We start from the raw sequence: 24,005 nt of genomic DNA, 5'->3' as shown, positions 1-24,005 counted from the left end.
ACCTGAGATGAAGTCGACCACCCGAGGAACCATTGCCGCCGTCATCACGGGCGTCGCGGCTGCGATGGGTGCCGCCGCGACCCCCGCCGCCGCGGTGGACACGGTCCCCGTCCCGGTGCCGCTGGACGGGATCGAGAAGTCCCTCAACGTGGAGCTGCCCAAGGTCGGCGGCGAGATCCCGCTGCCGATGCCGGGCGCGCCCGAGGGCCCGCAGTACGTGGAGGGGCGGCTCCTTCCCGAGCGGGTGATCCCGCAGCTGCCGGTCAGCGCTGGACTGCCCGGCGCGGGGCTGCGCGCGCCCCTGCCGCACCTCCTCGGCGACGACTTCGACCACGTCGGCGTCGGAGCCGCGGCCTCCGACCTGCGCACGCTGGCCCCCGGGCTGACCCTGGACGCCCCGCTGACCGCGCCGAACCCCGACAACTTCGGCCTGCCGGAGCCGCAGCTGCCGCAGGTGGGCGTCCTCGCGCCGGTCCTCCAGACCGTGCCGGCCGCGGACCTGGTGATGGGCCCCGGGCTGTAGCGCCGCTCGCTCCCAGGAGCCCGCTCGGGCCATCGGACGGTGACCGGGCGGGCTCCTTCGCGGTTACCGCTACGGATCAACCGAACCGGACGAGGAGCACACGATGGTCGTCAGTGTCGGCGGAGTGGCGGTGGGGGCGGAGCCCGGGGCGAACAGCCAGGCCAGACCGGGCTCCGCCCGGGGCGGACGGCGGGACGCGGCGCGGGGCAGCCGACGGGATCTGCTGCGGGGCCTGCTCGCCGCGGTCGGCGCCCTCGCGCTCGCCCCGGTCGTCGCGGCCTCCCGGCCACCGCGCAAGGGAGGCGACCCCGGCGGGACCGGCTTCGAGGAGACGTACCGCGGCCGCCGTATCCGCGGCGTCGAGACCTCCGCGGGCCGTACCTCCGGCGCCGCCGAGTGGCACGTCACCGTCGACGGCCGGCCCCTGCACCTGATGCGCCGGGCCGACGGCACCTGGCTGAGCATGGTCGACCACTACCGGTCGTACGCCACACCCCTCGACGCGACCCGCGCCGCCGTCGACGAACTGGGGCCGGGGCAGCGACTGCGCGAGACACACATGGGGGGACACCATGGCGTACATCCGTAAGGACGCGAGCACGCTCACGAGCGCCGAGAAGCGGCGGTTCGTGAAGGCGATGCTGGAGGTCAAACGGCGGGGCGAGTACGACGAGTTCGTACGGATGCACATCGACTTCTACGTCGGTGACGGCGAGGGCGGACTCCGTACGGCCCACATGGCGCCGTCCTTCCTGCCCTGGCACCGGCGCTTCCTGCTGGACCTGGAGCGGGCGCTGCGCCGGGTGGACTCGTCGGTGACCGTGCCGTACTGGGACTGGACCAAGGACCGCAGCGCGGGGGCGGCGCCCTGGACCAGGGATCTGCTGGGCGGCACCGGGCGGTCGTCGGACCGGCAGGTGATGACGGGGCCGTTCGCCTACGCGGGCGGCAACTGGACCATCAAGGAGGGCGTGACCGACGAGGAGTACCTCACCCGGGACCTCGGGCGTGTCCGCGACCCGATCGCGCTGCCCACCAAGGGGGATCTGGACGCGGCCCTCGCCGACCCGGTCTACGACGTCTCGCCCTGGGACTCGACGGCCACCAAGGGGTTCCGCAACCGGCTGGAGGGATGGGGGAGCGGGCGGGGCCAGGTCGCCTGGCGCAACCACAACCGTGTGCACCGCTGGGTCGGTGGCGCGATGGTCGGCGGGGCGTCCGTCAACGACCCGGTCTTCTGGCTGCACCACGCCTTCGTCGACCTCCAGTGGTACCGCTGGCAGCGGCGCCACCAGGGCGCCCGCTATCTGCCGGCGAAGCCGCCGGCCGCCGGGAGCGCCCAGTACCGGCGGATCGTCGCGCGGCACGAGAAGATGCCGCCGTGGGACGTGACGCCGGATTCGCTGGAGGACGTCAGCGCGATCTACCGGTACGCCTGACACGGCCGCAGCTGACGAGGCGGGCACGCGGAAGGGCCCCGGCGCTCGGAGTGCCGGGGCCCTTCGGGGTCTACCGGGTGTCAGCCGCCGTAGCCGTGGCCACCGCGGTCGTGCTCGTGGCCGTCGCTGACGTTGGCGCAGGTGTTGCCGAAGGCGGGGTTCAGCAGGGCGATGATGTTGACGGTGTTGCCGCAAAGGTTGACCGGGACGTGGACCGGGACCTGGACGACGTTGCCGGACCCGACGCCGGGCGAGTGGGCGGCCTCAGCCTGGGCGCCCGCGTCCGCCATGGCCATACCGGCGCTGCCGAGCGCCACGGCACCGGCGCCGAGGGCGACACCGGCAGCCTTCGCGATGCGAGACATCACGTTCTCCTTAGTGATTCGATGAGTGCGGCAGCAGGACTCGCCGCCGCACTTCCCGTTCAACGCCGCCGCTCACTGCTGGTAACGGCGATCATGTGCGGATCACCCTTTTTGAAGAGCGGGCGCCGGCCGGCTTGGAGGGGACGGGAAAATCCCTTGGTTCCGGCGAGGGCCCCTCAACTAGCCTCCCGGCATGGCTACCGACCGACTCATGCGTCTGTTCACCGACGAGACCCGGGTGCGCGCCTTCGCGGCGGTGGCCCTGGGCGCGGAGACCTCGGAGGAGGTCGCGCGGGCGGCCGGTCTGTCCGCCAAGGACGCCGCCCTCGCGCTGCTGAAGCTGCGGGAGCAGGGGGTGGTGACGGCCGGGGACCGTGCTGAACTGCGCGTCGCCTACGACGTGTTCCGGGAGGCCGCGCGTGTGGAGCGCACGGAGGCGGCCCCCGAGAACCCGGGCTCCGGGGACGAGCGCACCGTGCAGACCTTCGTCCGCGACGGGCGGCTGGTCCGGCTGCCCGCGCAGTGGACCCGTAAGAAGCTCGTGCTGCGGCACATCGCCGAACAGACCTTCGAGCCGGGCGTCGAGTACCCCGAACGGGCCGTCGACGAGAAGCTCCGGGGCTGGTGCGAGGAGGGTGACGTCGACCATGTGACGCTCCGGCGCTATCTGGTGGACCTGCACCACCTGGACCGGAGCGAGGGGATCTACCGGCGGGTGGCCTGAGCCCTCAGGGCAGCAGCCGGAGCGGTGAACCCGCGAGGTACGCCTGGATGTTCTCGACGGCCTGGCCGTAGTACGTCCGGTAGTTGGCCTGCGACACATAGCCCAGATGGGGCGTGGCGAGCAGACGCGGGGCCGTGCGCATCGGGTGGTCGGCGGGCAGCGGTTCGAGGTCGAAGACGTCGACTCCGGCTCCGGCGATACGGCCCGCGTGGAGTGCGGCGAGGAGGGCGTCCTGGTCGACGATCGCCGCGCGGGAGGTGTTGACGAGGTACGCCGTCGGCTTGAGGAGGGCGAGTTCGGCGGGGCCGAGCAGGGCGCGGGTGCGGTCGCTCAGGGCGAGGTGGACGGAGACGAAGTCGCTGTCGCTCAGGAGATCCTCCTTGGAGGCGGCGAGGGCGACGCCCACCTCGTCGGCGTACTCCTTGGTGAGGTTCTGGCTCCACGCGCTGACGTGCATGCCGAACGCGAGGCCGATCCGCGCCACCCGGCTGCCGATCTTGCCCAGCCCGAGCAGGCCGAGCCGGCGGCCGTGCAGGTCGGCGCCGACCGTGGACTGCCAGGGGCCGCCCGAGCGCAGGGCGTTGCTCTCCTCGACGATCCCGCGGGCCAGGCCCAGCAGCAGCGCCCAGGTGAGCTCGACGGGCGGGGTGGAGGAACTGGCCGTGCCGCACACGGTGACGCCGTGCGCCTCGGCGGCGGCGTAGTCGATGACGCTGTTGCGCATCCCGGAGGCGACGAGCAGTTTCAGCCGGGGCAGACGGGCGATGAGCGAGCCGGGGAAGGGCACCCGCTCCCGCAGGGTGACCACGATGTCGAACCCGGCGAGCGCCTGCGCGAGCGCGTCCTCGTCGTCGATGTGGGTGTCGAAGCCGACGACCTCGACGTCGTCCGCGACCGGTGACCAGTCGGCGACCTCGGTCGCCACCCGCTGGAAGTCGTCGAGCACAGCACAACGCAGTCGCACGTCGGACCCTCTCTGTCCTTCATCGCCGAGAAGATCGACTGTACGCCGTGCGCGGCAGGGGGATTCCGGGAAGGGGGCGCGCGATTCCGGCGCGCAAAAGGCCGGCGAATGCCGCTGGCTGAATACGCCGCGTCAGCCCGCGCCGCCGCGGTGTGCGGGGCCTGTGCGGGGTGCATTTCCGGGCAACTTCCGGAGCAGAGAAGCGCCCCCGGCAGGACTCGAACCTGCGGCCAAGCGCTTAGAAGGCGCCTGCTCTATCCACTGAGCTACGGGGGCCGGTGTGGTGGCCTCGTACCTGGTGCCCGGGTGTGGGCTGATCCGTGACGTTGCCGGGGACAAGGATAGGGCTCCCGGATCCTTGTCCCTGCTGCTTCGCCTCCGTGGCTCAATGTGGAGGTTCGGTGAAGCGGTCCTGATAATCGCAGGCAGGTACGAATCGTGCATCGCTTTTGGCGTCTCACGCCCCGGGTGTTGTGCACTCGTTATGCCTGGACTGTGCCGTTGTCCCAGTCGTCCCTTCCGTCCCCTTGTGTTCTATCGGCGCGCAGACATGGTCATATGCTTCAGAAATCACCTAAAATTGGGCATTCTTCACATGTGGTGACCTTGGACGTACGGCCTCAGCTGCTCGACGCACTCTCCGCCCTGCGCGACCGTGTCGCCGCCGCACGCTTCCCGCTGCCCCTCGCGGGGGCTCCACGCGCGCGTGCCAACCGCGACGAACTGCTCGCCCAGCTCGACGACTACTTGGTGCCCCGGTTGAGAGAACCCGAAGCGCCCTTGCTGGCCGTTGTGGGGGGTTCCACGGGCGCCGGCAAGTCGACCCTCGTCAACTCCCTTGTGGGCAGACGGGTCAGCGAGGCGGGCGTCCTGCGGCCGACCACACGGACACCCGTGCTGGTGTGCCATCCGGAGGACCATCACTGGTTCAGCGGAATGCGCGTACTGCCCGACCTCACGCGCGTGTGGGTGCCGCACCAGGAAGCGAGCGAGGACCTCCTGCTGCCCGGCGAGGACCCCGGGCGCGTGCTGCGTGTCGAGACCGCCGACACCCTCCCGCCCGGTCTCGCCCTTCTCGACGCACCCGACATCGACTCCCTCGTCGCCGAGAACCGCACCCAGGCCGCCGAACTCATCTGCGCGGCCGACATCTGGGTCATGGTCACCACGGCGGCCCGGTACGCCGACGCCGTCCCCTGGCATCTGCTGCGCACCGCCAAGGAGTACAACGCCACCCTCGTGACCGTCCTGGACCGGGTGCCGCACCAGGTCGTCTCCGAGGTCTCCCGGCAGTACGGGGCGCTCCTGACCAAGGCCGGACTCGGCGAGGTACCGCGATTCACCGTGCCCGAACTCCCCGAGTCGGCCTGGGGCGGCGGACTGCTGCCGGCCACCGCCGTCGCACCGCTCAGGACCTGGCTCGTCCACCAGGCCCAGGACCCGGCCGCCCGGCAGCACACCATGGGCCGTACCGCCCACGGCGTCCTCGACTCGCTCAAGACCCGGATGCCCGAGCTGGCCAGCGCCGCCGCCGCCCAGTACGCGGCCGCGCTGCGGCTCACCGCCGCCGTCGACGGGGCGTACGACAGCGAGCACACGCGCGTGCGGGGACGGCTGCAGGCCGGCGCCGTACTCGCCGGGGACGCGCTCAAGCGGTGGCGCGCGTTCCCGCTGGACTGCTCCGCCGGTGAACTCCTCGACGCGCTCGTGGAGAGCCTCGCCGCGCTCCTGCTGTGCGCCGTCAGCGCCGCCGACGAGCGAGTCGACGAGGCCTGGCGGCGCGAACCGGCGGCGGGCGCCCCCGAGCTGGCCGGCCGGGACCGGGCGCTGGAGAGCGCCGAACACCGGATCGGGATGGCCGTACGACGGTGGCGGCGCGAGCTCGAGGAGTTCGCCGAGGAGGAGGTGCGCGACCTCGACCGCAGCGTCGCGCCCGACCCCGAGGTGATCGCCGCGCTCGTCGCCACCGCGCTGCTCGGCGGGCGCCGGGCGCGCTCCGCGGGCGAGGGGCTCGCGGAGCGGATCGGGGCGCACGGCGCGCTCAGGCTGCGCGACCGGGGCGGGCGGCTGCTCACCGAGCACCTGGACCGGGTGGTCCAGGTGGAACGCGAGCGCCGGCTCGCGCCGCTCGACGCCCTCGACGTACACCCCGAACCCCAGGCCGAACTCATCGCCGCGCTGTCCGTACTGCAGAAGGAGAGGTGACCGGTGACCGCCGTCACTGACGAGGACCAGACCGATCACGCGCAGGACGCCGTCTCCGAGGACGAGGCCGGCACGCCCGTCAAGGACGCGGCCGGGGAGACCGGGGACGCCGTGGACCGCGAGGAGGACGAGCCCGAGGGGCCCAGCGACGAGCACGCGCGCGTGGAGGACCGTACGGAGCCCTCGGAAGCCTCGGACGCGTGGGACGACGGGCTGATCGCCCGGCGGGTCACCGAGGCCACCGCGGCCGAGCCCGTCGCCGTGGTCGAGACACGGGGCTCCGGTGCGCAGATCGCCGCGCCGCTCGCGTACGACGGACCGCTCAGGTCGCGGCTCGACGCGCTGCGCGAACTGGTGGGCCTGTCCCGGACCCGGCTCGACAGCCGCACGCTCGCCGAGGCGGGCCGGGTGCTCGACGAGGCGGCGGCGCGCCGCAGGCTGTCCGGGCAGCACACCGTCGTCGCCATCGCGGGCGCGACGGGCAGCGGCAAGTCCCAGCTGTTCAACGCGCTGGCCGGGGTGACCATCTCGGAGACGGGCGTACGCCGTCCGACCACCGCCGCGCCCATCGCGTGCAGCTGGAGCGACGGCGCGGCGAGCCTCATCGAGCGGCTCGGCATCCCGCCCCGGCTCAGGCGCCGCCCGGTGCAGAACGCCGAGATGGAGGCGCAGCTGCGCGGGCTCGTCCTGGTGGACCTGCCCGACCACGACTCCGCGGCCGTGCAGCATCGCGAGCACGTGGACCGCATCCTCGACCTCGTGGACGCGGTCATCTGGGTCGTCGACCCCGAGAAGTACGCCGACGCGATGCTGCACGAGCGCTATCTGCGGCCCATGGCCGGACACGCGGAGGTCATGTTCGTCGTCCTCAACCAGATCGACCGGCTGCCCGGGGAGGCCGCCGAGCAGGTCCTCGACGACCTGCGCAGGCTGCTCGACGAGGACGGGATCGCGCTGGGCGAGTACGGCGAACCGGGCGCGACCGTGCTCGCGCTGTCCGCGCTCACCGGGGACGGTGTGGCGGAACTGCGCGAGACGCTCGGCCAGTTCGTGACCGAGCGGGGGGCGCCGGCGCGCCGGATCTCGGCCGACGTGGACGCCGCCGCGTGGCGGCTGCGGCCCGTGTACGCCACCGGGCGGCGGACCGGGCTGAGCGAGGAGGCGCGGGACGAGTTCGCCGAACGGCTCGCGGACGCGGTCGGTGCGACGGCGGCCGGCGAGGCGGCCGAGCGGGCGTGGCTGCGCAACGCCAACCGCGCGTGCGGGACGCCGTGGCTGCGGCTGTGGCGGTGGTACCAGGACCGGCTCGAATCGCCCACCGGGCGCCTCCCGTTGCGCGCTCAGGCCGACGAGGAGGCGACGGCCCGGCAGCGGGTCGAGCAGGCGGTGCGGACGGTCGCCGACCGGGCCTCGGCCGGGCTTCCGGCGCCGTGGGCGCAGGCGGTGCGGGAGGCTGCCGCACGGGGCTCGCAGGGGCTGCCCGAGGCGCTGGACGAGCTGGCCGCGCGCGCGGGACTGCCGCCGGGGCGGCCGCCGCGGCCGGGCTGGTGGCCGGCGGCCGTGTTCGCGCAGGCGTGCATGACGCTTCTTCAAATCGTCGGCGGGCTGTGGCTGGTGGGGCAGATCGCCGGGTTCATGGCGCCGAACCTGGGCGTGCCGGTGCTGCTGATGGTCGTCGGGATCATCGGCGGGCCGCTCGTGGAGTGGAGCTGCCGGATGGCGGCGCGGGGGCCGGCGCGGCGGTACGGCATGGAGGCGGAGCGGCGGCTCAGGGAGGCGGCGGCCGGGTGCGGGCGGGCTCGCGTGCTGGATCCGGTGGCGGCGGAGTGGCTGCGGTATCGGGAGGTCCGGGAGCAGTACGGGAGGGTGTTGGGGGTGGAGGCCGGGGTGCGGTGAGGGTGGAGGCCGGGGTGCGGTGAGGTGCCCCTCGGGGGCCCGCTTCCGCGGGGGCTTTGCGAGGGCTTTGCGAGGCCTTCTCAAGGGGCCGTCGCTCGTTCGGGGGGCGGGGTTTTCCACAGGTGGGGCGGTGGTCCACAGCGCTCGGCGGGCTCGTGCCGGCGGAGGCAGTCTGGCTTCACGGCGATCGCGACGGATGCGGTCGGCGGAGCAGACGCAGCCGTACGGGACGGGCCCGTCGGCGTATCCGGGAGGGGTTCGAGATGAACGAGACGATCGTCGGTGTGGTGGGGAACGTGGCGACACAGCCGGTGTTCCGGGAGACGGAGAACGGTTCGTCGGCGCGGTTCCGGATGGCGGTGACCGCGCGCTATCTGGACCGGGAGAAGAACGAGTGGAGGGACGGGCACACCAACTTCTTCACGGTGTGGGCCAATCGGCAGCTCGCCGCGAACGTGGCGGCCTGTCTGTCGGTGGGGGAGCCCGTCATCGTGCACGGCCGGCTGAAGATCCGTACGGACGTGCACGACGGGAAGAACTGGACCTCGGCGGACATCGACGCCGTGGCGATCGGGCACGACATGGCGCGGGGCACGTCCGCCTTCCGGCGCGGGGCGAAACCGGAGACGGGCGGCGCCTCTTCACAGCCGGAGCCGAACTGGGAGACGCCCGTCGGCGAGGCAGCCGATCAACAGGAGCGGGAGCCGGTCGCGGTGATGTGACGTCAGCCGACCGAACTGCGGCTTATCGGCGAATGCGCACCGAACGATCCGGTGGATTTGTCGATAAGCCCTGCTCACAGGCGATCTTGGCGATAACGATTCCGAGTCGGATCGGCCGCCCGAGTGCATCACCGGGAACCGTGGTGCGAGCACATACCTAGGATGCCGGGCATAGCTCCAGGCACTGCTGATTCTGCTGGTGGGACCGTTCCCCCCACGTCAACGGGTCCTGCTCGAAGGGGAATTCTGTGTTTTCTGCGTTGTTGTCCGCGTGCAGGCGAGGGGCGGTCCGCGGCGCCGCCGCGACGCTGGTGTCCGGGCTTGTCGCGGCCGGCGCGCTGACGGCCGGTGCCGGCACGGCCGCCGCCGCTGACGCGACGGCGCAGAACCAGGGTGGGGCGAGCGCCACCATGGGAGGTCTCAAGACGTACGGCGCGGCCGTCATCCACGACGACTCCGGGGACCTGGAGGTGTCGGCGGGCCTGTTCGAGATGTCCGTCGACGGCGGCGGCACCCTCCAGACGTACTGCGTCGACCTCCACAACCCCACGCAGCAGGACGCCAAGTACCACGAGACGCCCTGGAGCGGGACCTCGCTGGGCGTCAACAAGGACGCGGGCAGGATCCGCTGGATCCTTCAGAACTCCTACCCGCAGGTGAACGACCTCGCGGCGCTCGCCGCCAAGGCCGGTGTCCGCAGCGGTCTCACCGAGCAGGACGCGGCGGCCGGTACGCAGGTGGCCATCTGGCGCTACTCGGACGCCGCGGACGTCGACGCCGTCGACCCGCAGGCCGAGAAGCTCGCCGACTACCTCCAGAAGAGCGCGCGCGACCTGGCGGAGCCCGAGGCGTCGCTGACCCTCGACCCCGCCGCGGTCTCCGGGCGCCCGGGCGGTCTGCTCGGTCCGGTGACGGTGCGTACCGACGCGGACAGCGTGACGGTGACGCCGCCGGCGGACGCCGAGACGAGCGGGGTGCGGATCGTGGGCAAGGACGGCAAGCCGCTGACCTCGGTGCGGAGTGGCGGCGAGCTGTTCTTCGACGTGCCGGAGGACGCGGCGGCCGGCTCGGCCGAGCTGACCGTGCAGGCCTCCACCACCGTGCCGGTGGGCCGTGCCTTCGCCTCCGAGAGCCGGAGCCAGACGCAGATCCTGGCCGGCTCCAGCGAGTCGACGGTCTCGGCGACGGCGAGCGCGACATGGGCGGAGCAGGGCGCGATACCCGCGCTGTCCGCGGCGGAGAACTGCGCCGAGGGCGGCGTGGACATCACCGCGACCAACGAGGGCGACGCGGTCTTCACCTTCGAGCTGCTGGGCGCCGAGTACAGCATCCCGGCGGGCGAGTCGCGGACGGTGACGATCCCGCTCCAGGAGGACCAGGCGTACGACTTCACCATCACGGGCCCCGGCGGCCTGGAGAAGCGCTTCACCGGCGTCCTCGACTGCCAGACCCAGGGCGCCGAGACCGGGGACGCGGTCCAGACCCTCAGCGAGCCGAGCCCGGCCACGGTGGGCGGCGCCTCCGGCACGAACCTTGCCGAGACGGGCGGCTCCAGCGCGACGCCGGTGATTGCGGGGGTGGCCATCGCCCTGGTGGTGCTCGGCGGGGCGGCCCTGGTGCTCGTCCGCAAGAAGCAGACGCCGACTCGGGACTGAGCCGCGACGCCGACGTGACGGCGGCCGTCACGTGCGGTCACGGCCGCGTCACCACTGCCGACCGCGAACCCCCAGGTCACAGCGCCCCAGCCAAACGGGTTACCACCCGAGGGTGGACGTCAGGCAAGATGGGGTGTATCTGCCCACTGCCAGATTTCAAGCTGCCGGACGGTTTCTCTTGGCTGAGTACATCTACACCATGCGCAAGACGCGCAAAGCGCACGGCGACAAGGTCATCCTTGACGACGTGACGCTGAGCTTCCTGCCCGGCGCGAAGATCGGTGTGGTCGGGCCGAACGGTGCTGGTAAGTCCACCGTTCTGAAGATCATGGCGGGGCTGGAGCAGCCGTCGAACGGGGACGCGTTCCTGTCGCCCGGGTACAGCGTCGGGATGCTGCTCCAGGAGCCGCCGCTCGACGAGTCCAAGACGGTCCTGGAGAACGTGCAGGACGGCGCCGCCGAGATCATGGGCAAGCTCAAGCGCTTCAACGAGGTCGCCGAGCTGATGGCGACCGACTACTCGGACGCGCTCATGGACGAGATGGGCAAGCTCCAGGAGGACCTGGACCACGCCAACGCGTGGGACCTGGACACCCAGCTGGAGCAGGCCATGGACGCCCTGGGCTGCCCGCCCGGCGACTGGGCCGTCACCAACCTCTCCGGTGGTGAGCGCCGCCGCGTCGCGCTGTGCAAGCTGCTGCTGGAGGCCCCCGACCTGCTGCTGCTCGACGAGCCCACCAACCACCTGGACGCGGAGTCCGTGCAGTGGCTGGAGCAGCACCTCGCCAAGTACCCCGGCACCGTCGTCGCCGTCACCCACGACCGGTACTTCCTCGACAACGTCGCCCAGTGGATCCTGGAACTGGACCGCGGCCGCGCCCACCCCTACGAGGGCAACTACTCCACGTACCTCGACAACAAGGCCTCCCGCCTCAAGGTCGAGGGACAGAAGGACGCCAAGCGCGCGAAGCGTCTGAAGGAAGAGCTCGAGTGGGTCCGCTCCAACGCCAAGGGGCGTCAGGCCAAGTCCAAGGCCCGTCTCGCCCGGTACGAGGAGATGGCCGCCGAGGCCGACAAGATGCGGAAGCTGGACTTCGAGGAGATCCAGATCCCGCCGGGCCCGCGGCTCGGCAGCATCGTCGTCGAGGTCAACAACCTCTCCAAGGCCTTCGGCGACAAGGTCCTCATCGATGATCTCAGCTTCACGCTGCCCCGTAACGGCATCGTCGGCGTCATCGGCCCCAACGGCGCGGGCAAGACCACGCTCTTCAAGATGATCCAGGGGCTGGAGACGCCGGACTCCGGCTCCATCAAGGTCGGCGACACCGTCAAGATCTCCTACGTCGACCAGAGCCGCGAGAACATCGACCCGAAGAAGTCCCTGTGGGCCGTCGTCAGCGACGAGCTCGACTACATCAACGTCGGCCAGGTCGAGATGCCCAGCCGTGCGTATGTGTCGGCCTTCGGGTTCAAGGGCCCGGACCAGCAGAAGCCGGCCGGTGTGCTCTCCGGTGGTGAGCGCAACCGCCTCAACCTCGCGCTCACCCTCAAGCAGGGCGGCAACCTGCTGCTCCTCGACGAGCCGACCAACGACCTCGACGTCGAGACGCTCGGCTCCCTGGAGAACGCTCTGCTGGAGTTCCCGGGTGCGGCCGTGGTCGTCTCCCACGACCGGTGGTTCCTGGACCGGGTGGCCACGCACATCCTCGCGTACGAGGGTGAGTCCAAGTGGTTCTGGTTCGAGGGCAACTTCGAGTCGTACGAGAAGAACAAGATCGAGCGGCTGGGCGCCGAGGCCGCGCGTCCGCACCGCGCCACCTACAAGAAGCTGACCCGGGGCTGATCGATCTTGCGGCACATCTACCACTGCCCGCTGCGCTGGGCGGACATGGACGCGTACGGCCACGTCAACAACGTGGTCTTCCTCCGCTACCTGGAGGAAGCCCGTATCGACTTCCTGTTCCGCCCGGAGAAGGACTTCAAGCAGGGGTCCGTGGTGGCACGCCATGAGATCGACTACAAGCGGCAGCTCGTCCACCGGCACACGCCCGTGGACATCGAGCTGTGGGTCACGGAGATAAGGGCGGCGTCCTTCACCATCTCCTACGAGGTGAAGGACGGCGCCGAGATCTACGTACGCGCCTCCACGGTCATAGTGCCGTTCGACTTCGAGGCGCAGCGCCCGCGTCGGATCACCTCCGAGGAGCGGGAGTTCCTGGAGGAATACCGGGATGACGACGAGGAGGAGGCCGTCGCCGCATGACGGTGCTCCACCTCGCCGACGAGGGGGAGGCGGCGGATCTCGCGGCCTTCCTCTCCCGGCTGCTCCACTACGACCGTGGAGCAGCGGTGCGACTCCAGGCGGCCGGCACCGCGCTCGCCGTCTTCGGACGGCCGCCGTCCTTCGAGGTCCTCGCGATCCGCGCGGCACGGCTGGCGAAGCCGTACGAGAACGGGCTGGCCGACACCCTCGACGTGACCGTGTCCGCGGGGGAGTTGCTCGAGTCCGTCGACGAGACGGCCGCTACGGCTGTCGTGCCGGCTGCGGTCACCGGGCCGCCCTGGGCCGGGGTGCTGCCGCCGCGTGGCGGGTGGCGACCCGTGCCGGGACTGCCCGCGCCTGATGCGCTGCGGGCGATGGTCGGTGCGGGAGTCGCCGAATTCCGGGCCCGTACGGGGGAGTTGACGGCCGAGCAGCGTACCCGCGCCGAACTCGACCGGATCGGGCGGGAGATCTGGTCCCGGACCGTCGGGGACACACATCTTCCGGTGCGGGCCGTCCATGCCGCGCAGTCGCTCGGGTTCCTGCGCGCCGCCGGGGAGTTGGCGCTGCTCTCCTCCGGTGCGTGGCTGCGGCTTCGTACGCCCTATGGGTCCATCGCCGTACGGCGGGCGGGACTCGGGGCGCTGGACGTCAGCGTGCGCTGACCGCCCCGAGCGGCTAGCCGCGGTCGCTGTCGTCCGGCCATACGCCGATGTGGTCCGGTTCCAGTTCCAGCGCCACCCGGTCGCGCATGCCCAGGGCCTCCGTGTACTCGGCGGGGAGCTGGAGACGGCCGGCCCGGTCGAGCATGGCGTACTCGCGGGCCACGACCGTCTCGTGGCCCGTCGTCGCGTCCACCTCGCTGCGGCGGAGGACCTCCGTGGAGGTGCGGCCGTCGCGGATGGCGACCGTGCGGCGGACCTCGCTCGCGACCGCCTGGTCGTGGGTGACGATGACGATCGTCGTGCCGAGGCGTTCGTTGGCGGTGCGGAACGCGGCGAAGATCTGTTCCGCGGTGTGGGAGTCGAGTTCGCCGGTGGGTTCGTCGGCGAGCAGGACGGCGGGGGAGTTGGCGAGGGCCACGGCGATCGCGACGCGTTGCTGCTGGCCGCCGGACATCTCGCTCGGGTGGCGGTCGCGGCAGTCGGCTATGTCCAGCAACTCCAGCAGTTCCAGGGCGCGTTCGGTCTGTGCCTTGCGGGCTTTGCGGGTGGTCCTCGTCGCCAGCTGCATCGGGAGGGTGATGTTCTGGGCGGCGGTCAGGTAGGGGAGTAGGTTGCGGGCCGTCTGCTGCCAGACGAAGCCGACGGTTTTGCGGCGGTAGGCGAGGCGGTCCTTCGGGGTCATCGCCAGGAGGTCGTGGTCGGCCACGCGGGCCGCGCCGGCGGTGGGGGTGTCGAGGCCGGCGAGGATGTTCATGAGGGTGGACTTGCCGCTGCCGGACGCGCCCACCAGGGCCATGAGTTCGCCGTCGCGGACGAGGAGGTCGAGGCCCTGGAGGGCTTGGACCTCGATGCCGTCCGTGGTGAAGATGCGGACCAGGCGGTCGCAGGTGATGAGGGCGTCATGGCCGTAGGTGGGGGTGTTGCGGGCCTGGGTCGCGCGCGAGGTCAGGTCCGCGAGGGTGGGGTTGGTGGTCACTGAGGGCTCCTCGGGTCGTCGGCCGGGGTGAGGCGGGGCGGTCTTCTCCGGCGGTTCATCTCGCGTCCCCCGCCCTCAGCTCCCCCACCGACCCCCGTCTCCCCGACCACCACGCCTGTATCCCCGCCACCCCGACCGTCACCAGCACCACCGAGGCCGCCGGGATCGCCAGGGACAGGGCGGAGGTGCTCAGTTCGGCCCGGCCCGCCGACGACGGGGAGGAAGCCAGGGCGATCGTCGTCAGGTCGATGCCCGGGGAGAGCAGGGCCACCGTCGCCCAGCCCGTCAACGCGCCGCCCGCCGCGGCCAGGACAGCCTGGGGCAGGGACTCCAGGATCAGCAGGCGGCGGCCCTGGGAGCGGGTGAGGCCCATCGTGCGGAGGCGGGCCAGGAGCGCGGTGCGCTCGGGGGCCGCACGCAGGAGGGAGAGCAGCAGGGCCAGGACCGCGTAGCCCGCGCCCGCCACCACCGCGGCCGTGTAGATGTCCTCGGCGCCCGACTGGAGAGGGGAGTCGCCGTAGCGGGCACGTTCCTCCGACCTCAGCTGCACGTGGCCCGCTCCGCCCGTCGCCTTGCGCAGGGCCGTCGCGTTCAGCTGCGCGCCGGTCAGGAGCAGTGCCGTCGGGCGGGCCGCCGGCGCGGGCAGTTCCGCCCGGTTCACGACCAGGAACTCCGTGCCGGACACCGCCGGAGTGCGGTCCCGGACCGCCGTGACGCGGACGGTGAAGGTGGTGCCGTCCTGGAGCCGCACGGGGATGGGACGCGTGCCGTACGTGGCGGCCACCGTCGGGGAGGCCACCGCGGTCAGTGCCTCCCCCGCCTTGGTCAACTCGCCCTTCCCGAAGGCGCCCAGGCCCGTCCGGGAGGCCAGTGCCGAGTATCCGGCCGGGTCCACGCCCACCAGCGGCGCCGACTGGCGGCCGTTGGCGAGCTGGGCGTCGTAGGCGATGCTCACCGCCGTCACGTCCCGTACGCCCGGCGTACGGCTGACCCGGTCGGGCAGGGCGGAGGGCAGCGGCTCGTTCGCGTCCACGCGGCCGTCCGCGCCGATGGCGAGGAGCGCGGCGTGGTCGCGGGCCTCGCTCACACCGGTCAGGACCGAGCCGCCGAAGGCCGCCGTCGTCAGGGCGGTGAGCAGGGCGAGGAGGGGGAGGACCGCGGAGGCGGAGGTACGGCCCGCGCGGGCCAGGGACAGCGGGGCGACCACCCCGCGCAGCCGGCCGGCGGGGCGGGCCAGCCGGCGCAGCGGGAGCGGGTAGAGGCGGACCAGGGCCAGGGCCGCGATCACCCCCGTCAGCACCGGGGCGACATACGACAGTTCGTCGCCGTCCGCGCCTCGACGGCGCAGCGTCTCCACGGCGGCCAGGGCCAGCACGAGCAGGGTCAGCTCGGCGACCGTGCGGCGGCGGGACGGCCGGGCCGTCGCCACGTCCTCACGGCCGGTGTGGATCCGTACGACCCGATGGGCGGCCACCGCGCGCAGCGGCAGCGCGGCGCAGGCGGCGACCGTGACCGCGGCGCCCGCCGCGAGCGCGTACGTACGGCGGCCCTCGGGGAGCAGCAGCAGTGCCGCCGTCAGGCCCAGGGCACCGGCCGGGACGGCCACCGTCGCCGTCTCCGCGAACAGCCGGCCCGCCAGACCGGGCAGGGACGCGCCGCGGGCGCGCAGCAGGGCGAGTTCGGTGCGCCGGCGGTCGGCCGCCAGACCGCCCGCCATCAGCAGGACGACGGCGGCCACCGTGCCCGCGCCGACCGCGGCGACGGCGACCAGCGGGGTGACGCCCTCGCGCAGCCGGTCGTAGGCGGTCAGGATGTCGTCGAGATCGGTGTCCGCGTCCGTGAGCGGACCGGTCACCTCACGGACCTTCTGGAGGGCCGGACCGGACTCCAGGGACGCCACCGCGGACTTCAGACCCTCGGCTTCGTAGGCGTGCAGGGCGTCCGTGACGGGCGCCAACTGCCAGTACCGCCAAGGGTTTCCGGGCGTTCCCAGGATCGCGGGGGCCGCCTCCGGGGCGAGCAGCAGGGTGCCGAGCCAGTACTTCTCCGCGTTCGACCCGGGCAGGGGGACCAGGGAGGGGCGGTGCAGGACCGGGTGGGTCGACCAGTAGGCGCCCTCGGGGTCGCTCGGGGTGACGATGCCGGTGACGCGGACGACCAGCGGGTCGCGGCCCTCACCGGGTACGTGGATCCGTGCACCCACCTCGATGTGCAGGCTCTTGGCCGTCGCCGCGCTGACCGCCGCCTCCACCTCGGGCGTCGAGGCGGTCACCTGGTCCGACGCGCGCGGCAGCCGGCCGGTGACCGAGCGGACGTGGTCGGCGAGGCCGTGCTGGGCGACCAGGGTGACCTGCGCGGGTGTACCGGTGGGCCGCGGGATCCAGGGATCCGGCACCTCCACGCTGCTGGCGGTGCGCACGCCGTACGTCGACTGGCCGCGGTCGGCGACGACCGGCCGCTGGACCGCGGCGAGAATCTTCGCGTACTGGTCGCCCAGCGTCGCTGGGAGGACGTCGTGCTCCGAGATGATGCCGTACTCGGGCTGGGCGTACAGCTGCACGGTCGTGCGGTCGGGGCCGGCCTGCTCGACGGCGCGGTGCAGGCCCGCGTCCTCGTAACGGTCGACCGCGCGCGGGAAGGCGGCGGCGAGACACGCGGTGAGCGCCACCATCACGGCGAGGGCGATCGCCGCACCGGGGGCGGCGCGCAGCCGGGTGCGGATCCACGGGGCCACGACGGACCTGGAGCTCATCTCACTCACCACCCTGTTCCCGCAGCGCCGCCACCGGATTCGCCCGCCGCAACGCCAACACCCCCGTCACCACCAGCGGCATGACCGCCACCGCCCCCAGCAGCACCACGACCCGCGGGACCGGCAGCTCGACCAGCACCCCCGGCACCGGCCGGGTCGCCTCGGTGGTCAGGACGACCAGCGGGATCACCGCCCGCGCCAGTACCGTCCCCAGCGCCGCCCCCACCGACAGGGCCAGCGTCACCAGCACGCCCTGCTCCAGCGCGATCGTGCGGGCCAGCCTGCGGCGCGGGGCGCCCAGCGCGCGCAGCACCGCGAACTCCGGGTCCCGCTCCCGCAGGGACCCCGCCGCGCTCACCGCGAACCCGAGCGCGGCCAGCGCCGCCGCCACCCCGGCCGCTGCGGTGAACGCCGCCTCGGGGCCCGCCCCGAACGGGTCGTCGCGCAACTCCTCGGCGATCTCGTCCCGCACGACGACCTGCGCGGAGTCCATGTCCGGACGGTCCCGCAACGCGGCCGCCACCTCCGCGGGCCGGTCCGTCGCCAGCCACCACTCCGTCGGCGTGACGCTTTCGCCGTACCGCGCCTCCAACACCCGGTTCACGGACCGCAGATCGACCAGCAGGGCCCCGCCGTCGTTCACCGTCGTCGGCAGCGCCTCCACGGACGCCACGATCCGCACGGGCAGGGTCCGCCCGCCGAACGCCACATCGACACGCTGCCCCGTCTCGGCGCCCGCCGAGGCGAGATAGCGCTCGGTGGCGACCGCCGTGATCTGCGGCTGCGCGGGCTGCGCGACCTGGAGGCGGACGGTCAACGAGGCGATGACATAAGGGTTGTCGGCCGGGATGTAACCGGTGCCGTACGCGGCCGTCGGCGGCTTCGAGCCGGTCACGCGCGGCTTGGTGGGGAGATTGCTGCCGTCCACGTTCTCGACGATCCCGTCGGCGAGGGAGCGGACCGTCCAGTCCGAGGGCAACTGAACCGGTCGTACGGACCTGTCGGGCCGTACGGCCGACAACTCGCCCAGGATCAACCGCTGTTGCTGCGCCCGGCCGATGGGCAGGGGCTGGACCAGCTGTACGTCCGTCAGCGTCAACGGGCCTGAGGGGACGGGCAGTTCGAGTGTGTGCGGGCGGCCGCCACCGGCGAGGGTGCCCGCGGGAACCCGGTAGGGGGTGCCGTAGCGGTCCTCCAGCGTCACGGTCACATCGGCCAGGGTCTTCGCCGAAGCGCCCTCCAGCGTCGCCGTGAGGCGCAGCCGGGAGGTGCCCGCGGGCACCTTCGCGCCCGCCGTCGCGCCCTTCGGACCGAGCCGGGTGAGCAGCGGGCGTACCGGCTCGGAGGCCAGGTCCTGGCGCATCAGCACGGTGTCCGCGGCGTGCGCGGTGTCCAGGGCCAGCACCGCCGCCGTGCGGTTGCCGGACAGCGGCAGTTCGGTGCGGACGGCGGGCGCGGTCTGTCGTACGTGGTCGAGGGCCGCGTACTCGTCGGTGCGGCCGAGGTCGTCCTGCCCGTTGGCCAGCACCCGCACCGGCACCCCGGCCCGGAAGTCGGCCTGGTCGTCCTGCGAGCGGTCCCAGGAGGCGCCCTGGGCGATCGCCAGCATGCCGAGCGCGACGGCGAGGACCAGCAGCAGCACCGGACCCGCGCCGCGCCCCGGGCGGCGGCCGATCTGCCAGCCCGCGAGGGCCGCGGCCAGGCCCCGCCCGGCGGCCGCCCGGCGTTCGGCGAGACGGGCCAGCGGGGGCAGGAGGCGCAGGGTGAGGACCGTGCCGGCGAGGAGGGCGAGGGCGGGGGCGGCGACCAGCAGCGGGTCCACGCCGAGGGCGCCGGAGCTGTCCCCGGTGACGGCACCGGTGGTCTGCCCGCTGAGCTGCCAGTACGCGACCCCGGCGATCACCAGCAGCCCGATGTCCGCGCCCGAGCGCAGCGCGCCCGGCAGCGCGCGGGCCCGGCCGGTGGCGAAGGAGGACGTCAGCGCGGGCAGGGTCACCGCCAGGGCGCAGCCCAGCGCCACCCCGGCCGCCACCAGCCACACCCCGATCCGGCCGCCGGCCGGCACGTCGAGACGCAGCCCGATCCGGGCCAGCGCGCCCTGTCCGGCGAGCAGCCGGGTCAGCGGTCCGGCCAGCAGGGGAGCCAACGCCACCGCGGGCACCGCCAGCAGCAGCGCCTCGGTGGCGGCCAGGCCCGCGACCCGGGGCCGGGAGGCGCCACGGGCCCGCAACAGGCGGGTCTCGCCCGTGCGTTGGGTGCTCAGCAGCCGGGCCACCAGGAGCAGCGCACAGCCCGCGAGGAGCCCCAGCTGGAGCGCGACGATCAGCAGGGTGGAGCGCGAGACGAGCAGGGAGCGGTCGACGCGGTCCAGGACGGCGGGCAGTTGGGTGTTCGCGGCCGTCGTACCGCTGAGCGCGGACTTGCCGCGCAGCGCCGCGCTGCCGTCGCGGGCCGCCTCGCGCAGCGCGTCGATCCGCCCGGTCGTCAGCGTCGAGAAGTCGGCCGTCGCCAGCCACGCCGACGACCCGGCGCTCACCTCGCCGTCGGCCAGGGCGGCGGGATCGGCGAGCAGGGGGCCGTACGTCGTGAAATCGAGCTTGTTGACACCGCGGCCGTGCAGATCGTCCAGGAGCTGCCAGTACGGGGCGTCCGCGCCGGCCGGCCGGTACAGGCCGACGACCGTGATCCGCACGTCCGGGCCGTCCAGGCGGTCGACGAGGGTGAGGCGGGTGCCGGGCCTCAACTTCAGGATCCGGGCCGCGCTCTGCGGGAAGGCCACCTCGTCCGCGGCGGAGGGCGGCCGGCCCTCGGCGATCCGCACCTGCGAGCTGTCCAGTGCCGCGAAGTGCGTCAGATCCGGGTCCTCTGACCGTTCGGCGGCGGGCTGGAGCGAGCGGGGCAGTGCGTACGGGCCCGACCGCATGAGCTTGTGCACGGTCACCGGCAGTCCGTCGAAGGTCTTCCGGGCCCCTTCGCGTACGGCGGTGTCGGCGGCCGTGCGTTCCTCGGCCGGGACGTCGGCCTTGACGACCAGCGCGGTGTCGGCGGCGTTGCGGGTGTCGGTCAGGGAGTGGCGCAGGGCCGCGTCGCCGATCGCGCCCGAGTAGGCGGTGAGGGTCGCCAGGACCGCCGTGGTCAGCAGCACCGCCAGCAGCGCGGCGGCGAGCAGCGGGCGGTGCGCCCGCGCACGCAGGAGGACGAACCGTGCGAATCCCCCGAACCCCGTCACTCTGACCCGGCCCCCCGCCGTGTTGTCCAGACCTCCCGGCGATGTTGTCAGAGGAGAGCGGGCGCGGGTAAGCGGTTGTGGGCCGGGCTTGACCGGATCGTGATCGGAATCCGGCGTTCAACGACCGGAATCCGGGACTCAGTCGGTCAGCCCTCGGTGTTCACCATCGAGGCCGCGGCATACGTCAGATAGTTCCACAGCGTGTGCTCGTGCTCCTCGGACAGAGCGAGCTCGTCGACGGCGACCCGCATGTGCTTCAGCCAGGCGTCGTGCGCCGCGCGGTCCACCTGGAACGGGGCGTGCCGCATCCGCAGCCGGGGGTGGCCGCGGTTCTCGCTGTACGTCGTCGGACCGCCCCAGTACTGCATGAGGAACAGCGCGAAGCGCTCCTCCGCCGGGCCGAGGTCCTCCTCCGGATACATGGGCCGCAGGATCGGATCCTCGGCGACACCCTCGTAGAAACGGTGGACGAGGCGGCGGAAGGTCTCCTCCCCGCCGACCTGCTCGTAGAAGGTCTGCGTCTCAAGCGTGCCGCGCCGGATCTCGGTCACGTGGGATTGCCTCACATCTTCATGCCGGTCCGCCCCGAGGCTGTTCGGCCGGGGGTCCGGGGTCGTCCCCCGGGAATTGCCGTACAGCTCCATGGTCTCAGACGGGGGGAACCAGGACTTGGGGCTTAGGACTCTCGCCGGGAGCGGGTGGTTCCGGATCGGTGGGGTGTGGTGCTCGCTTCGGGCGCGGTCGCGCAGGACAGTGGACATATGGGTGCGCATGCTCTCCACAAGGACCTGGACGTCCTAGCCGCCGAGGCGCGGGCCGGGCTGGTGCGGCAGATCGACGCGAGCGGGGCCTGGGCGGACGACCCGGTGTGGCGGGGGGCCTTCGAGGCGGTGCCGCGGCATGTGTTCGTGCCGTACTACTACGTCGGCGTCATGGGCGGCTACGAGCGCCGGTGGGGCGAGAGCCCCGATCCGCGCATCCGCGAGCGCTGGGTGCGCGGCGCCTACGCCGACACCCCGCTGGCCACCCGGATGCGCGACGGCGAGCTGGTCTCCTCCAGCAGCCAGCCCTCGCTGATGGCGATGATGCTGGCGGCGCTGGAGGTCGAGGACGGCTCCAGGGTCCTGGAGATCGGTGCGGGTACGGGGTACAACGCGGCCCTGCTCGCGCATCGGCTCGGCGACGACGGCCTCGTCACCACCATCGACCTGGAGCCGGAGATCACCGAGGCGGCGCGGCAGCACCTGGCCGCCGCCGGGTACCGCCCGCTCGTCGTCACCGGCGACGGCGCCCGCGGGGTGCCCGAGCGGGCCCCCTTCGACCGGATCATCGCGACCTGCACGCTGGCCTCGATCCCGCAGGCCTGGCTCGCCCAGTGCGCCCCCGGCGCCCGGATCCTCACCCCGCTCGCCACCGGCCTGATCGCGCTGACCGTCCGGGACGCGGGGCACGCCGAGGGCCGCTTCCTGCACACGCCCGCCTACTTCGTGCCGCTGCGCGGCGAGGGCCGCCCGGAGCCGGAACCCGCCCGGCTCGGCGGGGTGCCGCGCCGGGCCCGGGAACACGAGCTGTTCCGCTTCCTGCTGGTGCTGAGCCGGGGCAGCCTCGATCCGCAGGAGGCCTACCAGCTGTGGGAGCGCGAGGGCTGGCCGCCGCGGGAGCGGTACGGGATCACGGTGAGCGGCGGGCGCGAGTGGGCGTGGCTGGATGATCCTGAGGGGCCGTATGCGTGGCCGCTCGGGGGGTGACGCCGGCGGGGCGGGAGCGGTGGCTCGGTGACGGCGGCCGGCGCGAGTGGGCGCGGCTGGTTGATCCTGAGGGGCCCTATGCATGGAAGGGGCCCGGCGCGTGGCTGCGCCGAGCCCCTACGTTGTCGTGACTAGCCGCGGCGGACCGTGATCGTCGTCCAGGCGCCCACGTGGACGCGGTCGCCGTCCTGGAGGGGCACCGGGACGAAGGGCTGGATGGGCTCCTCGGCGCCGTTGACCGTCGTGCCGTTCGTCGAGTTCTGGTCGACGACCGCCCAGGTGCCGTCGGGCTGCTGGACCAGAACGGCGTGCTGGTGCGAGACGCCCGGGTCCTCCGGAGGTACCGACAGATCGATGTCGGGGGTGTCGCCGGTGGAGTGCCGGCGGCGGCCGATGGTGATCTGGTTGCCGGTGAGGGTGCGCTGCTGCTCGGGCGAGTACGCGGGCAGGTTGAGCCCCGCGGCCTCGGGTCCGGAGCGCTGCATCATCGCCATGAAGTACTCGCGGTCCGGACCGATCGTCGCCGTCCACGTGGCGGGCTGCTGCGGGTAGCCGGGTCCGGGCGGGGCCTGGGTGGAGCCGGGCTGCGGGTAGCCGTAGCCGCCGCCAGGGCCGCCGCCGGGTGCGTTGGAGGACGGCGGGGAGATCACCCAGTCGTCGTCACCGCCGCCGAAACCACCGGGACCAGGACCGCCGGGGCCGGACGGCTGGAAGGCCGAGGGGGCGCCGCCGGTCGCACCGGGGCCGGCGGGCGGCGTCGGTCCGGGAGGCGGCGGCACCGGTCGCGAGGGGTCCCCGCCGAAGGCGGAAGGGGCACCGGGTGCGCCAGGACCGCCAGGGCGACCGGGGGCGCCGGGTCCACCGGGGCCGTCGTAGCCGCCGGGACGACCCGGGCCGCCAGGAGCGCCGGGACCGCCCGGGCCACCGGGTCCACCGAAGGCGCCAGGTCCGCCGGGAGAGTTGGGGCCGTCGAAGCCACCCGGTCCACCGGGACCGTCGTAGCTGCCGGGCCGACCAGGTCCACCAGGTCCACCCGGCCCGCCGGGCCGACCGGGACCGTCATAACCGCCAGGCCCACCCTGTCCGCCGAACCCACCGGGGCCGCCAGGAGAGTTGGGGCTGCCCGGAGCGCTGGTGCCGCCAGGTCCACCGGGGCCGTCGAAGCCACCAGGCCCACCAGGCCCGTTAGGACCACCGGGTCCGCCGGGTCCGCCAGGCCCGTTAGGGCCACCGAATCCCCCCGGGCCCCCTGGCGCGCTGGTGCCGCCGGGGCCGCCGAAGCCACCCTGGTTGCCGGGGCCACCCGGGCCGCCGGGTCCGCCGAAGCCTCCGGGGCCGTTCTGGCCGGGCGGCGGGGGCGGGCCTCCGGGCGGGCCGGAGGGGTCGTTGCCGAAGGGCGGGATCGGTTCGGCGGGGCGGTTCATCTGGGACGGGCGGGAGCCCTGGTACTCGTAGGAGTCACCGGCGCCGTACGACGAACCGGGCGGCGGTCCCTGGAAGCGGACGCCCGGGCCGGGGGCCGGCGGGCGCGGGGCGGCCGGGGTGTACGAGGTGGCCGTGTTCGTCAGGAAGTTCCACCGGCACTCCTCGCAGAACGGCGCACCGCCCTCACGGGGCGTACGGCACTGCGGGCAGAGCTCCGGTTCGTGGTCCGGGACGGCGGACAGATGCGGCGGGCGCCCACCGGGCTGACCCGGCGGCGGGAAGCCGTAACCGCCACCGGGCGGCGGCGGGGGAGGGGGCGGAGGTACGGCACCAGCCATGCGGTGACCGCAGACCTCGCACCAGTCGTCGGAACCCGACTGGTGTCCGTTCGGGCAGGTCGGCATGTCGGCGCGTCCCCCTCTCCTTCTCTGTCCTACCAGGGTCCTGCTAGGTC

General features: G+C 73.2%; 19 protein-coding genes and 1 tRNA gene. 12 read left to right on the top strand and 8 right to left on the bottom strand.

Annotated elements, in window-relative coordinates:
* Positions 1 to 7 precede the first annotated feature (7 nt).
* The 3 genes from ACFY0U_RS03495 (at position 8) to ACFY0U_RS03485 (ending at position 1,962) form a co-directional block, all read left to right on the top strand.
* Positions 8 to 523 (top strand): hypothetical protein, encoded by a 516-nt coding sequence (locus ACFY0U_RS03495; protein ID WP_388629503.1) that lies wholly within the window; start codon positions 8 to 10, stop codon positions 521 to 523.
* A gap of 103 nt (positions 524 to 626) precedes the next feature.
* Positions 627 to 1,112, top strand: a complete 486-nt coding sequence (locus ACFY0U_RS03490; RefSeq protein ID WP_388629500.1) for a tyrosinase family oxidase copper chaperone — start codon at positions 627 to 629, stop codon at positions 1,110 to 1,112.
* Positions 1,096 to 1,962 carry a tyrosinase family protein gene (locus ACFY0U_RS03485; protein ID WP_388629497.1) on the top strand — a complete coding sequence of 289 codons (867 nt, stop codon included), beginning with the start codon at positions 1,096 to 1,098 and terminating at the stop codon, positions 1,960 to 1,962. The genes ACFY0U_RS03490 and ACFY0U_RS03485 overlap by 17 nt, the downstream gene beginning before the upstream one ends.
* Positions 1,963 to 2,042: 80 nt before the next feature.
* Here the strand turns inward: ACFY0U_RS03485 and ACFY0U_RS03480 are convergent, their stop codons facing one another.
* Positions 2,043 to 2,327 (bottom strand): chaplin, encoded by a 285-nt coding sequence (locus ACFY0U_RS03480; RefSeq protein ID WP_388629494.1) that lies wholly within the window; start codon positions 2,325 to 2,327, stop codon positions 2,043 to 2,045.
* A 193-nt stretch (positions 2,328 to 2,520) separates the two neighbouring features.
* On the opposite strand from ACFY0U_RS03480, the gene ACFY0U_RS03475 reads away from it, so the two are divergent.
* The gene (locus tag ACFY0U_RS03475) at positions 2,521 to 3,051 is read left to right on the top strand and encodes a DUF2087 domain-containing protein (protein ID WP_388629492.1); all 531 of its coding nucleotides are present in this window, start codon (positions 2,521 to 2,523) and stop codon (positions 3,049 to 3,051) included.
* Between the two features lie 4 nt (positions 3,052 to 3,055).
* On the opposite strand, the gene ACFY0U_RS03470 is transcribed toward ACFY0U_RS03475, so the two are convergent.
* Both ACFY0U_RS03470 and ACFY0U_RS03465 read right to left on the bottom strand, forming a co-directional pair.
* A complete protein-coding gene (locus ACFY0U_RS03470) occupies positions 3,056 to 4,015 on the bottom strand; it encodes a D-2-hydroxyacid dehydrogenase family protein (protein WP_388629489.1) in 960 nt (319 codons plus the stop codon).
* A 203-nt stretch (positions 4,016 to 4,218) separates the two neighbouring features.
* Positions 4,219 to 4,291, bottom strand: a tRNA-Arg gene (locus ACFY0U_RS03465).
* A 321-nt stretch (positions 4,292 to 4,612) separates the two neighbouring features.
* Here ACFY0U_RS03465 and ACFY0U_RS03460 point away from each other — a divergent pair.
* The 7 genes from ACFY0U_RS03460 to ACFY0U_RS03430 all read left to right on the top strand — a co-directional run bounded on the left by ACFY0U_RS03460 (position 4,613) and on the right by ACFY0U_RS03430 (position 13,421).
* A complete protein-coding gene (locus ACFY0U_RS03460; protein WP_388629486.1) occupies positions 4,613 to 6,220 on the top strand; it encodes a dynamin family protein in 1,608 nt (535 codons plus the stop codon).
* 3 nt (positions 6,221 to 6,223) lie between these two features.
* Positions 6,224 to 8,116 carry a YfjP family GTPase gene (locus tag ACFY0U_RS03455; RefSeq protein ID WP_388629483.1) on the top strand — a complete coding sequence of 631 codons (1,893 nt, stop codon included), beginning with the start codon at positions 6,224 to 6,226 and terminating at the stop codon, positions 8,114 to 8,116.
* A 263-nt stretch (positions 8,117 to 8,379) separates the two neighbouring features.
* Positions 8,380 to 8,838 carry a single-stranded DNA-binding protein gene (locus ACFY0U_RS03450; protein WP_388629480.1) on the top strand — a complete coding sequence of 153 codons (459 nt, stop codon included), beginning with the start codon at positions 8,380 to 8,382 and terminating at the stop codon, positions 8,836 to 8,838.
* A 263-nt stretch (positions 8,839 to 9,101) separates the two neighbouring features.
* Positions 9,102 to 10,493 carry a Cys-Gln thioester bond-forming surface protein gene (locus tag ACFY0U_RS03445; protein WP_388629477.1) on the top strand — a complete coding sequence of 464 codons (1,392 nt, stop codon included), beginning with the start codon at positions 9,102 to 9,104 and terminating at the stop codon, positions 10,491 to 10,493.
* Between the two features lie 178 nt (positions 10,494 to 10,671).
* Positions 10,672 to 12,336 carry an energy-dependent translational throttle protein EttA gene (gene ettA / locus ACFY0U_RS03440; RefSeq protein WP_388629474.1) on the top strand — a complete coding sequence of 555 codons (1,665 nt, stop codon included), beginning with the start codon at positions 10,672 to 10,674 and terminating at the stop codon, positions 12,334 to 12,336.
* A 6-nt stretch (positions 12,337 to 12,342) separates the two neighbouring features.
* Positions 12,343 to 12,756, top strand: a complete 414-nt coding sequence (locus ACFY0U_RS03435; protein ID WP_388629471.1) for an acyl-CoA thioesterase — start codon at positions 12,343 to 12,345, stop codon at positions 12,754 to 12,756.
* Entirely contained in the window at positions 12,753 to 13,421 is a 669-nt protein-coding gene (locus tag ACFY0U_RS03430) for a hypothetical protein (protein ID WP_388629468.1), read from the top strand. Before ACFY0U_RS03435 ends, ACFY0U_RS03430 begins: the two co-directional genes overlap by 4 nt.
* A 13-nt stretch (positions 13,422 to 13,434) precedes the next feature.
* Here the strand turns inward: ACFY0U_RS03430 and ACFY0U_RS03425 are convergent, their stop codons facing one another.
* The 4 genes from ACFY0U_RS03425 to ACFY0U_RS03410 form a co-directional block, all read right to left on the bottom strand.
* Positions 13,435 to 14,397: an ABC transporter ATP-binding protein gene (locus ACFY0U_RS03425; RefSeq protein WP_388629466.1), complete on the bottom strand. Its 963-nt coding sequence runs from the start codon at positions 14,395 to 14,397 to the stop codon at positions 13,435 to 13,437.
* 55 nt (positions 14,398 to 14,452) lie between these two features.
* Positions 14,453 to 17,149, bottom strand: a complete 2,697-nt coding sequence (locus tag ACFY0U_RS03420) for an ABC transporter permease (RefSeq protein ID WP_388629463.1) — start codon at positions 17,147 to 17,149, stop codon at positions 14,453 to 14,455.
* Position 17,150: 1 nt separating this feature from the next.
* Positions 17,151 to 20,378 carry an FtsX-like permease family protein gene (locus ACFY0U_RS03415; RefSeq protein WP_388629460.1) on the bottom strand — a complete coding sequence of 1,076 codons (3,228 nt, stop codon included), beginning with the start codon at positions 20,376 to 20,378 and terminating at the stop codon, positions 17,151 to 17,153.
* A gap of 146 nt (positions 20,379 to 20,524) precedes the next feature.
* Positions 20,525 to 20,929, bottom strand: coding sequence for a globin (locus tag ACFY0U_RS03410; protein ID WP_388629457.1), 405 nt, complete (start codon positions 20,927 to 20,929; stop codon positions 20,525 to 20,527).
* Positions 20,930 to 21,139: 210 nt separating this feature from the next.
* Here ACFY0U_RS03410 and ACFY0U_RS03405 point away from each other — a divergent pair, with 210 nt between their 5' ends.
* Complete coding sequence (locus ACFY0U_RS03405; RefSeq protein WP_388629455.1) at positions 21,140 to 22,126, top strand: methyltransferase domain-containing protein; 987 nt, start codon at positions 21,140 to 21,142, stop codon at positions 22,124 to 22,126.
* 131 nt (positions 22,127 to 22,257) lie between these two features.
* Here the strand turns inward: ACFY0U_RS03405 and ACFY0U_RS03400 are convergent, their stop codons facing one another.
* Positions 22,258 to 23,955 carry an FHA domain-containing protein gene (locus ACFY0U_RS03400; RefSeq protein WP_388629452.1) on the bottom strand — a complete coding sequence of 566 codons (1,698 nt, stop codon included), beginning with the start codon at positions 23,953 to 23,955 and terminating at the stop codon, positions 22,258 to 22,260.
* Between the last annotated feature and the right edge of the window lie 50 nt (positions 23,956 to 24,005).

The organism is Streptomyces sp. NPDC001536, from assembly GCF_042894505.1.
In the GTDB taxonomy this organism is placed as follows: domain Bacteria; phylum Actinomycetota; class Actinomycetes; order Streptomycetales; family Streptomycetaceae; genus Streptomyces.
This window is presented reverse-complemented; position numbering and strand designations above follow the sequence as displayed.